Source organism: Methylobacterium sp. B1 (genome assembly GCF_000333255.1).
Classification (GTDB): domain Bacteria; phylum Pseudomonadota; class Alphaproteobacteria; order Rhizobiales; family Beijerinckiaceae; genus Methylobacterium; species Methylobacterium fujisawaense.
Map to the genome: position 1 here is coordinate 1 of NZ_BACT01000238.1, position 10408 is coordinate 10408.

9 protein-coding genes and 2 pseudogenes are annotated in these 10408 nt (G+C 68.0%); 2 read left to right on the top strand and 9 right to left on the bottom strand.

What is annotated here, in order from left to right:
- Window positions 1–13: 13 nt before the first annotated feature.
- Both I53_RS06685 and I53_RS06690 read left to right on the top strand, forming a co-directional pair.
- Window positions 14–484: pseudogene (locus tag I53_RS06685) on the top strand (glycosyltransferase); the annotation flags it as partial.
- 144 nt (window positions 485–628) lie between these two features.
- The gene (locus I53_RS06690) at window positions 629–2146 is read left to right on the top strand and encodes an undecaprenyl-phosphate glucose phosphotransferase (protein WP_043348191.1); all 1518 of its coding nucleotides are present in this window, start codon (window positions 629–631) and stop codon (window positions 2144–2146) included.
- 42 nt (window positions 2147–2188) lie between these two features.
- On the opposite strand, the gene I53_RS06695 is transcribed toward I53_RS06690, so the two are convergent.
- The 9 genes and pseudogenes from I53_RS06695 to I53_RS06735 all read right to left on the bottom strand — a co-directional run.
- Window positions 2189–2542 carry a hypothetical protein gene (locus I53_RS06695; protein ID WP_078947280.1) on the bottom strand — a complete coding sequence of 118 codons (354 nt, stop codon included), beginning with the start codon at window positions 2540–2542 and terminating at the stop codon, window positions 2189–2191.
- 212 nt (window positions 2543–2754) lie between these two features.
- Complete coding sequence (locus tag I53_RS06700; RefSeq protein WP_043348193.1) at window positions 2755–5325, bottom strand: TonB-dependent receptor domain-containing protein; 2571 nt, start codon at window positions 5323–5325, stop codon at window positions 2755–2757.
- 247 nt (window positions 5326–5572) lie between these two features.
- On the bottom strand, window positions 5573–6211 hold the full coding sequence (locus I53_RS06705; RefSeq protein WP_043348195.1) for a hypothetical protein: 639 nt from the start codon (window positions 6209–6211) through the stop codon (window positions 5573–5575).
- A gap of 13 nt (window positions 6212–6224) precedes the next feature.
- Entirely contained in the window at window positions 6225–7118 is an 894-nt protein-coding gene (locus I53_RS06710; protein ID WP_043348198.1) for an ABC transporter permease, read from the bottom strand.
- Window positions 7115–7864: an ABC transporter ATP-binding protein gene (locus I53_RS06715; RefSeq protein ID WP_043348201.1), complete on the bottom strand. Its 750-nt coding sequence runs from the start codon at window positions 7862–7864 to the stop codon at window positions 7115–7117. Before I53_RS06715 ends, I53_RS06710 begins: the two co-directional genes overlap by 4 nt.
- Complete coding sequence (locus tag I53_RS06720; protein ID WP_043348203.1) at window positions 7861–8103, bottom strand: hypothetical protein; 243 nt, start codon at window positions 8101–8103, stop codon at window positions 7861–7863. Before I53_RS06720 ends, I53_RS06715 begins: the two co-directional genes overlap by 4 nt.
- A complete protein-coding gene (locus I53_RS06725) occupies window positions 8103–8537 on the bottom strand; it encodes a hypothetical protein (RefSeq protein ID WP_078947281.1) in 435 nt (144 codons plus the stop codon). The genes I53_RS06720 and I53_RS06725 overlap by 1 nt, the downstream gene beginning before the upstream one ends.
- A 67-nt stretch (window positions 8538–8604) precedes the next feature.
- Window positions 8605–9588, bottom strand: a complete 984-nt coding sequence (locus tag I53_RS06730; RefSeq protein ID WP_043348205.1) for a YVTN family beta-propeller repeat protein — start codon at window positions 9586–9588, stop codon at window positions 8605–8607.
- 121 nt (window positions 9589–9709) lie between these two features.
- A pseudogene (locus I53_RS06735) lies at window positions 9710–10408 on the bottom strand (ABC transporter substrate-binding protein); the annotation flags it as partial.

Sequence of the window (10408 nt, forward strand, 5' to 3'; positions counted from 1 at the left end):
CTGATGGCGGTTCGGGCCCGGATGCCAGAGCCTCCGCGAGACCGTGGCACGCCTCGGTCTCGCCGACGCGGTGGCGTTCGAGCCGCCCCAGGCGATTCGCTCCGTCCTCGCCCGCGGACGGATCCTGGTCGTCCCGTCGCTGGCGGAGTCGCTGCCCTACGTCGTGCTGGAAGCCGCGGCGGCGGCGCAGCCCCTGGTCGCCACCCGAGTCGGCGGCATACCGGAGATCTTCGGTCCGGCCGCATCCGATCTGGTCTCGTCCGGGGATGCGGGCGCGCTCGCAGACGGCATCCGGCGCGTCCTCGACGCCCCTCCCGATGTGCTCGCCGCCCGGACGCAGAGCCTCAGCGCATCGATCCGGCAGCGCTTCTCGCTGGAGCGCATGGGCAGCGAGGTGATCTCCGGCTACGCCGCGGCCTTCGAGGCCCGCGCGCAAAGCCGCAAGCCTGCCCCCGGTGAGATCGCTGGAGCCCGGACCGCCTGAACTCGGTCGCAGGGACGTGATGCGCCGGGGCTTGTGCGTCGCAGTGGAAAAAGCCGCGACACCCTCGCCCTTAAGTCTTCAATCAATGCCCCGTGCCAAGCTCCGTTCGAAGTGGCGGCTGCAGGGCTCGGGGGGAGCCGATCGATGAGCGCGTTCGATATTCGCGATCTTCTCGACGCCGCCGTGCCGATGGAGGCCTCTTCGGCGCCGGCTCGTGACAGCGTCCCCCTCGCCGAGGCTGCGGTTCCCGGTCCCACGGCGATCTCGCCCGTCGTCGTGGCCGGGCTGGTGCGCGCGCTGGAATGCGCCTTGATCTTCGGCCTCGGCACGCTCCTGCACGTGCTGATGCTGCGCGGTCGCGTGCCGTTCGGTCTGACCTATGCGGGCGCCATCGGGATGATCGCCGTGACCACCGTGACGCTGATTCAGGCGTCCGGCGGCTATCGGATCGCCGCCTTCCGGAGCTTCTTCAGGACGGCGATCCGGCTGATCGTGGCGTGGTCGCTGACCTTTCTGATGGTCGCCACCGGCCTCGTGCTGGCCAAGGTGGCCGACCATTACTCGCGCCTCTGGCTGGGAACCTTCTTCGGCGCCGGACTCGCGATGCTGCTGGTCGGGCGCTTCGTCCTCTTCCGGATCATCGACGCCCAGACCCGGGCCGGACGGTTCGACCGGCGCACCGCCATCGTGGGCGGCGGCCAGCCCGCGGAAGCCCTGATCGCCGCCCTGGAGACACAGAGCGAGAGCGGCATCCGCATCGTCGGCGTGTTCGACGACCGGAACGCCGATCGGTCGTCGGACGTGGTGGCGGGGCATCCGAAGCTCGGCAATGTCGACGACCTCGTGGCCTATGCGCGGCACGCCCGGCTCGACCTGATCGTCTTCACGATCCCGATCACCGCGGAGGCGCGGATCCTCCAGATGCTCGCCAAGCTCTGGGTTCTGCCGATCGACATCCGGCTCTCGGCCCACGCCGCCAAGCTGCGCCTGCGTCCTCGCAGCTACTCGTATCTGGGCTCGGTTCCGGTGCTCGACGTCTTCGACAGGCCGATCGCCGATTGGGACGTGGTGGTGAAGGCGGTGTTCGATCGTTGCGTCGGTCTGATGATGCTTCTGGCGCTGTCGCCGCTCATGCTGGTGATCGCCCTCGCCGTGCGCCTGACCTCCCGCGGGCCGGTCCTGTTCCGGCAGAAGCGCCACGGCTTCAACAATGAGCTGATCGAGGTCTACAAGTTCCGTTCGATGTACGTGGATCAGTGCGACGCCGGCGCCGCCAGGATGGTCACGCGGGGCGATCCGCGCGTGACGCCGGTCGGCCGCTTCATCCGCAAGACCTCGCTCGATGAGTTGCCGCAGCTGTTCAACGTGCTGAAGGGCGACCTGTCGCTCGTCGGCCCACGCCCGCATGCCCTTCAGGCGAAGGCCGCCAACACCCTGTACGATCAGGTGGTCGACGGGTACTTCGCCCGCCACAAGGTCAAGCCCGGCATCACCGGCTGGGCCCAGGTCAACGGTTGGCGCGGCGAGACCGATACGTCCGAGAAGCTGCAGCGGCGCGTCGAGCACGACCTCTACTACATTGAGAACTGGTCGGTTCTGCTCGACCTGCAGATCCTGCTCACCACGCCCTTCGCGCTGTTCAAGACCGAGAACGCCTACTGAGCGGAGGGGCCGGCACCCGGACGGTGCCGGCCACGGGTGCCGCTACGGCAGGGCGCCCGCCTTCTCCTTGGCCTTCATGATCGTGTCGCGGCAGCCCTGAGCATCCCCGGCCTTGTCCTGCTGGCTCGCCTGCGCGACGAGCTTCTTGGCCTCCTCGACACCCGCAGCCGTGGGCTTCACCGCGGCATCCGACTCGGTGAGCTTTGGCGGCGTGTCGAGCGCCTTGGGCGAGTTGGACGAGGTTGGGCCGCCGGGCGGCGTCTTGCCCGTCACTGCGACGGCGCCGGCGCTGTCGAGCCGCCTCTGCAGCGTAGAGACCTCGTCGGCGCACGGGGTCGCCAGGGCCGGCGTGGCGGCCGCCAGGGCCAGGGCTGCAACGGCGAAACGCATGATCATCAGGATGAAACTCCACGGTGTCGGATTGCGGCCGGCGCTGACATCCCGTTCCTGAGCGGATCGTGACGCGCCGGCGCGGCTACCGGGGAGACGCCGGGCAGACGGGCCCGTTCCCGAGACAGGAGGCCGCATGCAGGGCCGCGAAACGCGACGGGCGCCCCGCGCGGCCGGTCGGCCGCGGGAGGCGCCCGCTTCTGGACACCTGGGACGGATCAGTACTTCCGGATGATCGGCTCCGGCGACATCGGCACGGGGTCGGCACCGAAGGCGTAGCGGATGCCGGCGTAGACCGAGAACGGCTGCGCCAGGGTCGTGGTCCGCGGATCGCTGATCCGCAGGTTGCCGGCCACCGCGCCCGGCTCGGCAAAGGTGCCGAACGTGGCGTAGCGGTTGTTGGTCAGGTTGGTGATCAGGCCGAAGACCTCGAGGTTCTTCGTCACCTGATACTTCGTCTGGAAGTTCAGCACGTAGTAGGGCGGCAGCTTCCGGTTCAGGTTCGACTCGTCGCCGCGGAAGTAGGACGAGGAGAAGGCCTGGAGGTAGAGGCCGAACTGCCAGTCGGGCGTGACGAAATAGTCGAACCCGGCCTTGATCTGATGGGTCGGCACCAGCGGCACGATGTTGCCCTTGCGAACCTGGATCGCGCCGTCATCCGCCAGCGGGTTGTTGGGCGACGACAGGGTGCCGTTGAACTGGAAGGTCGCGTCCACCAGCGCGTAGTTGGCGTAGACCCGCAGGTAATCCGCCGTGTACTCGCCGCCGACCTCGATGCCCTGCCGCTGCGTCGACGGCACGTTGACGAAATAGGCACGGGCGGTGTTGCCGGGGGTGGCCAGCGACAGGATGTCGTTGGCGAGGTCGGTGCGGAAGGCGCCGATCTTGTAGGTGATGATGCCGCCGTCATAGGTGTTCGGCAGCTGGCCGCGGAAGCCGACCTCGTAGGTCCGCCCGGTGACCTGCTTGAGCGGCGGGTCGGCCACCAGCGAGTTCGGCAGCAGGCACGGCCGGTCCGGGTTGGCGCAGGCCAGTTCCAGCGGGGTCGGGGCGCGGTTCGACTCCGAGTAGCTGCCGTAGAGGTTCAGCGCGTCGAAGAACCGGTAGGTCAGGCCGGCGACCGGGTTGATCTTGTTGAAGTAGTGCGTGCCGGTCACGTCCGGCGAGAAGCCGGTGAGATCCTCGCTCTGGATGCGCGCGAAGTTGAGCCGGGCACCGGCGGTCAGCGACAGCCGGTCGGTCACGTCGAGCGTGTCGAGGGTGTAGAGGCCCATATAGAGGTTGGAGCCGTTGACCGAGCTCGGCGCGATGCCCAGCGCGCCCGCGGTCCGCAGCTGCGGCGTGCCGAGGCCCGGGATGTTGCCGTAGAACGGGTTGCTCGGATCGGTGGTGATCGACAGGTTCGGGTTGATCACGCCCAGGGTGCTGGACGACTTGAACGAGTAGTTGGCCGCGTCGATGCTGCCGCCGACCACGAACGTGTTGGACAGGCCGAAGATCCGGTCGCGGTTGGCCGCCTGCAGCGAGCCGCCGAAGCCGGTGGCTTCCGTCCGGGTCGTGTCCAGCGTGCCGTACGGGATGCCCGCCGGGAACGGGATCCGCTGGTTCTGCTGGCCCAGGATCAGGAACTGGTTGCGGAAGGCGTTCTGCGACTGGCCGGCAGCCGGGCTGAAGCCGTCATCCTCGAAGCAGAGATTCCCGCGGAAGCTCGACCGTGTACTGCAATTCTCGAAGTTGCCGTCGTTGCCGTCGACGTAGGTCTGGCTGAAGCGGCGGAAATAGGCGTTGCCGGCGAGATCCCAGGTCGGCGAGATGTCCACCCGGCCGGTGAGCTGGAGGGTGCCGACCTCGGTGGTGGTGGTCTGCGGGTAGGTGAAGATCGCCCGCGGGTCGCGGTGGGTGAAGTCCACCGGGGTGGCGGCGGCTGCGCCGAAGAAGCTGCGGGCGGCGAGCCCGATCAGGTGGAACTCCGAATCCTGAGAGCGGTAGCCGATGTCGCCGTAGATCCGGCCGATCGTGCTCGGGCTCTCGTAGCGCCAGCCGCGGTCGTTCAGGCCGTCGCCGGTGAAGTAGACGCTCCAGGGGCCAGAGACCTTGCCGTATTCGAGGTAGCCGGCGGTGCGTGCGTCCGAGCCGCCCCAGGCCGAGATCTCGGTCCCCTGCCAGGTGAAGCCGTTCTTCATCTGGATGTTGACCGCGCCGCCCAGCGCGTTGAGGCCGAAGACCGGGTTGCCGGTGACGACGTCGATCCGCTGGATCGCCTGCGGGGGGATCAGGTCGAAATTGACGATGTCGCCGAAGGCTTCGTTGATGCGCACGCCGTTCTGGTAGACGGCGAGTCCCTGCGGCACGCCCTGGACCGGCGAGGCCGTGAAGCCGCGATAGGTGATGTCGACGCGGTTGTTGTTGCCCTGCGAGTCGGAGACGTTGATGCCGGGGGTGCGCCGGGCCAGCGTCGTGGTCAGGTTGTTGCTGGCGCGATCAATCGTGAGATCGCTGGCGGTGACCGACTCGACGGTGCTGGGGATCTTGTAGAGGGGCTGCTCGGAGCCGCGCAGCCGCGTTCCGATGCTCGGTCCCACCGAACCCGCCGGCGGCACCGGGCCGGGCCCGTTGAAGATCTGCGCCTGGCTCGAATTGCCGCCGCCGGACCCGACCGGCGACGTCGAGACGACGCTGATCTCGCCGAGCGTCACCGATTGCTGAGCCTGCACGGCGGTGGGGAGAACCGTCCCCGCCAGGACCGATGCTGACGCGACCAGGCTGCTCCGAAGCGCCCGAAGTGACATCCCCAACCCCCTCAAGACCGAACACATGCTCGTGACTTCCGAGCTTGGGTCTCTCTTGGCGGGTGCCGGAGACGCACACAATTGGTTCAAGAACACGCGAGCCGCGTTTCGGCTCTATTTCCGGTCGGAGCCAAGCTAAGCCGTCACGACGTGGTGAAACGGCAACAGTTTCGATAACGATCTCAGAGGCTTAGGGACGTTTCGGCAATATGCTCGGGATGAATCGGCAAGAGGGCTCCGAGCGCTGTCAGAGTCGCGCCTGGATCAGGCGGGCGAGCTCGCCGAGCCGCTGCTCCAGCAGCTGCGGAACCTCGCAGACATAGGTCAGCGACTGGCTTCGCTCCTGGAAGATCCGGCGATCCCAGGCGAACTTCGTCTCCAGCTCGGACTGGTCCTTGGGAAGCTCGGTGGCGTCCGAGGCGCTGGGCGCGTCCTTCACCTGGCTGATCTTGTCGGCCTCGTCGCGGATCCGCTCGGCCATCCGGCGCTGACCCTGCGCGTAGCGCGCGATGCCGCTGACCACCTTGTCCCGCTCGCCGTTCAGCACCTCGAACACGCCCGCGAAGACGCGCGTCAGGGCCTTGTCCTTCGCGTCCTTGTCGGACCCGAATTTCTCCACGAACGTGTCGAGGAGCGGCCCGACCTGCGACAGGTCCGTGCGCCGGGAGGCGATTTTCTGCGCCAGGACCGCCGCATCGTTGTCGCTGCCCCAATCGCCGGCCGCCGCGACGTCCGGTCCGGTCCAGAACTGGCCGGCGCTCAGGGTGGCGACCTTGCGCTGGACGCAGGGCCAATTCGGGTCCGGCTTCGGCTGAGCCAGGGCGGGGCCGGAGAGAAAGGCCAGCCCCAGCACCGGGCCGAGGATGCGGGTGAGGAGGACGTTCATCAGGCAGGCTCCATCAGGTGTTGTCGCCGGCCGGGCCGCCGCGCCGGGCCATGATGCCGCGACCGGGATCGTAGGCGACCACCGCCATGCCGAAAAAGGCGAGCCCCACGCCCACCACCACGGCGCAGGCGACCGGCTCGAACTGGACGTAGAGGGCGTAGCGGACGAGCTGGACCGCGTGGCTGAACGGGTTCAGCTCACAGATCCAGTACAGGGTCTCCGAGGATTCCCGAATCCGCCACAGGGGATAGAGGGCCGAGGAAGCGAAGAACATCGGGAAGATCACGAAGTTCATCACGCTGGCGAAGTTCTCGAGCTGGCGGACCAGCGAGGACAGGAACAGCCCGATCGCCCCGAGCATGAGCCCGGTGGCCAGGAATGCCGGGAGCGCCGTGAGGTAGCCGAGCACCGGGATGTCGCTTTCCCAGAAATAGGCCACGGCGAGGAACGCGTAGGCCTGCACGATCGAGACGGCGACGCCGGCGATCAGCTTGGCAAGCAGCAGCAGCCAGCGCGGATAGGGCGAGGTCAGCAGCACCTTCATCGAGCCGACTTCGCGGTCGTAGACCATCGACAGGGACGACTGCATGCCGTTGAACAGCTGGATCATCACGGCGAGGCCCGGCACCACGTAGACCTCGTAGAGCACGTAGGTCTGGTAGGGCGGCTCGATGGACACGCCGAGCGTGTTGCGGAAACCCGCCGCGAAAATGAACAGCCAGACCAGCGGCCGGACCAGCGCCGAGAAGAACCGCTCCTTCTGATTGAAGAAGCGCAGCAATTCGCGGCGGACGATGCCGCCGAGGCAGATCAGGTAGCCCACCGCGTCGAGGCGACCGATCCGTTCCGTCTGGCTCCGCGGCGGGGCGGCGCCGATCCGTGTGGCGAGGGGTGTCGGATGGGTCATGCCGCCGCCCTCCCCGGTTCGGCCACGAGGCGGCGGAACGCGTCGGCGAGCGCCTCGCCGGGCATGCCGATCTCGCCGGCCCGTCCCCGGGCGACGATCCGGCCCCGGTGCAGGACCACCGCATCGTCGTCGTCCGCGATCTCCTCGAAGATGTGGGTTGCCCAGAGCACCGACAATCCCTCCTCCCGCACCAGGGCGCGGACGATCGCCACGATGTCGGCCCGCGACTCGAGGTCGAGTCCGACGGTGGGCTCGTCGAGGAGCAGCAGGTCCGGGCGGTGGATCAACGAGCGGGCGATCTCGATCCGGCGCGACTGGCCGCCCGAGAGCGTGCGTACCTTGTCGTGGCGCCGGTCCGCCAGACCGACGCGGTCGAGGAGTTCGCCGACCCGGACCTTGGCGGCGGTGCGGGTGATGCCGTGCAGGCTCGCATGGTAGAGAAGATTCTGCTCGACGGTGAGATCGGTGTCGAGGGTGCGGGCCTGGAACACGACGCCGAGCCGCGCCAGCGCCCGGGACGGCTCGCGATCGAGGGCGTGGCCGAAGATCGAGACCCTCCCCGTCTGGTTGTTGTAGAGCCGGGTGATGACCGAGAACAGCGTCGTCTTGCCGGCGCCGTTCGGCCCCAGCAGCGCGGCGAAGTGCCCGCGCTCCACCGTGATCGAGACGTCGTCCAGCGCGGCGCGGGCGCCGAACCGGTGGCCGACATGCTCGATCAGGAGGGCCGCCGCCTCGGATGTGCTCATCGGCCCAGGACCTTCCGGGCGTCGGACACGGCGTCGAGGCACTCGTCGAACTCGCCCTCCTTCCGCTCCCGCTCGGCCACCCGCAGGGCCTTCTTGAGCTTCGGCACGGCCGCCTCCGGCGGATTCAGCGCGAGGGCGTCGCGGATCATCGTGATGCCTTCGGCACAGGCGGAGGCATCGTCGGCCGCGAAAGCCGGACCGGCAGCGAGGAGGCAGGCGGAGAGCAGGAGGATGCGCATCACTTCACCGTCAGCGTGCCGGTCATGCCCTTGGATTCCAGGCCCCGCGCCGCCCAGGTGTAGGTGCCGGGCTTGATCGCCACGAACTCGATGGCGATCTCGCCGGGATCGTCGAACTCCAGGTGATCGGGCGGTCCGCCGCCGTGGATCTCCTTGTGCTCGATCACGATCTGGTTGAACCAGATGTAGCGGAAGAACTCCGGCGCGTAGAACTTGTATTCCTGGCGCCCCTTGGCGACGATCCGCAGCCGGTAGGCCTTGCCGGATTCCAGGGTGATGTCCTTGTTCTCGACCACGAAGTCGTTGCCCTGATCGTCGCCCAGGACGAGGTCGGGCAGGTTCTCCCGCTTCTTGGTCAGGTCGAGGGCACTCGCCGGGGCTGCGGCGAGCAGCCCTGCCAGGCCGAGGGCCGCCGTTCGAAACATGCGCGTCATGTCGTGTTCCACCCTTGGGCCGCTTCGCGCGCGGCCGTCCTCGCTTGGCGCCCGGAGGTCGCGCGGATCAGTTCGGCGAGATCGCCACGCCCCAGGGCAGGAGCCCGACCGGGATGCTCTTCACCACCTTCTCGGCGGCCACGTCGATCACCGAGACGTCGTTCGACGTGCCGTTCGTGGTGAACAGCATCTTCTGGTCCGGCGTGAAGGCCAGTTGCCAGACGCGCTGGCCGACCGGCAGATACTTCTCGACCTCGTAGGTCTTGGCATCGATCACCGCGACGCGGTTGGCCGGACCCAGGGCGACGAAGGCCTTGCTGCCGTCCTTGGTGATCCGGATGCCCACCGGCTGGATCGCCTCGTCGTTCACGCTCGGGATCTTGAAGGTGATCTTCTTGATCACCCGGCGCTGCGCCACGTCGATGACGCTCACCGTGCCGCCGACCTCAGCCGAGACCCACAGGTACTTGCCGTCGGCGGTGAACTCGGCGAAGCGCGGCCGGGCATCGACCAGCACGTTGTCGATGACCTGGAAGGTCTTCGTGTCGATGAAGTGGGCCATGTTGGTGGTTTCGGAGGTGTTGACCAGGACCTTGCCGTCCGGCGACAGGCCCATCCCCTCCGGCTCGACACCCACCGGCACCTCGGCGAGCACCTTGTTCTTCTCGATGTCGATGATCGTGACCTGGCTGTCGTCCTCGTTGGCGACGTAGAGCGGGTTGCCGGAGGCATCGAGGATGAACTGCTCCGGATCCGGCCCGGAGCGCAGCGAGCGCACCACCTTGCCGGAACTCGTATCGAGCACGTCGATCCGGTCGTCGTCGCTGGCGCAGACGTACACCTCCTTGCCGTCCTTGGAGACGGTCACGCCGCGCGGGCGCCGCCCCACCTTCCAGGTCGCCGTCACCGCCATGGTGTTGGTGTCGATGACGCTGACCGAGTTGCCCTTCTCGTTCGTGACGTAGGCGGTGAAGGCGGCGGCCGGACCGCACAGGGCGAACCACGCCCCAAGGGCGATCCCACTCAGACATGCCTCGACGGGGCGGCTCATCCCAATTCCTTCCCTTGCGGCTTCCCGGCGTCCTCGGCGGACGTTCTCTCCAGTGGTTTGTAGTGCGATTCCCGCGCGTTGCGAGGGCCTTGGCCGCTCTCCATCGCCGCAGGCCGCGGGCCTACTTGAATTTGCAGGTGGTCTCCGGGAGGTCGACGCCCAGCGTGTCGAGGGGCGTGCGCTGGTGCAGGAAGCCCTGCTCGGGCGCGACGGAGACCAACGCCTTGGGCTGCACGACGATGATCGCTTGGCGCAACTGATGGTCCCAAGGCCGGAAACTCAGCGGCACGCCCTTGTAGGCCGGAAGGGTGAAGGCGGGATCGACGAGGTACGGGGCGATCACGGCCGGATCGTTGGTCTTCTTCGCCGTGACGGCTTCGCCGACTGTCCGCACCGCCGCCCAGGCTTGGTAATCCAGCGGGCGCATCAGCCGCGATGCGAGCCGGCGGAAGCGGTTCTGGGCCTGCGCGGCGCCCCAGGTCTCCAGGACCGGCGACCACGTCGTGGGCGTCAGCGCCTGCGTTCCGCCGACGGGCCGCGGATCGACGGTGCGGTAGGGAACGTAGTCGCCCCAGTCGCCCTCCTCGTCCGCCACGACGGCCATGTCGTAGTCGAGGCCCCGGGTGAAGACCATCGCCTCGGCCCGGGTCGGCGTGTCGCCGCGCGCCTGGCGAGCGGGCCGAAGGTCCAGGGCTTCTCGGCGGTGATCTTCAGCGCGAATTTCCGCGCCGAATTGCGCATCGCGTCGGCGTAGGCCTTGTCGGCCTCGGTCGGGCCGACGATCAGGAAGACTTCCGCCAGCGCATCACGTTCAGGGACT

Excerpts from the sequence above, each read along its gene's own strand:
- I53_RS06690 (WP_043348191.1), top strand. The coding sequence starts at position 629 with ATGAGCGCGTTCGATATTCGCGATCTTCTCGACGCCGCCGTGCCGATG.
- I53_RS06695 (WP_078947280.1), bottom strand. The coding sequence starts at position 2,542 with ATGATCATGCGTTTCGCCGTTGCAGCCCTGGCCCTGGCGGCCGCCACG.
- I53_RS06700 (WP_043348193.1), bottom strand. The coding sequence starts at position 5,325 with ATGTCACTTCGGGCGCTTCGGAGCAGCCTGGTCGCGTCAGCATCGGTC.
- I53_RS06705 (WP_043348195.1), bottom strand. The coding sequence starts at position 6,211 with ATGAACGTCCTCCTCACCCGCATCCTCGGCCCGGTGCTGGGGCTGGCC.
- I53_RS06710 (WP_043348198.1), bottom strand. The coding sequence starts at position 7,118 with ATGACCCATCCGACACCCCTCGCCACACGGATCGGCGCCGCCCCGCCG.
- I53_RS06715 (WP_043348201.1), bottom strand. The coding sequence starts at position 7,864 with ATGAGCACATCCGAGGCGGCGGCCCTCCTGATCGAGCATGTCGGCCAC.
- I53_RS06720 (WP_043348203.1), bottom strand. The coding sequence starts at position 8,103 with ATGCGCATCCTCCTGCTCTCCGCCTGCCTCCTCGCTGCCGGTCCGGCT.
- I53_RS06725 (WP_078947281.1), bottom strand. The coding sequence starts at position 8,537 with ATGACGCGCATGTTTCGAACGGCGGCCCTCGGCCTGGCAGGGCTGCTC.
- I53_RS06730 (WP_043348205.1), bottom strand. The coding sequence starts at position 9,588 with ATGAGCCGCCCCGTCGAGGCATGTCTGAGTGGGATCGCCCTTGGGGCG.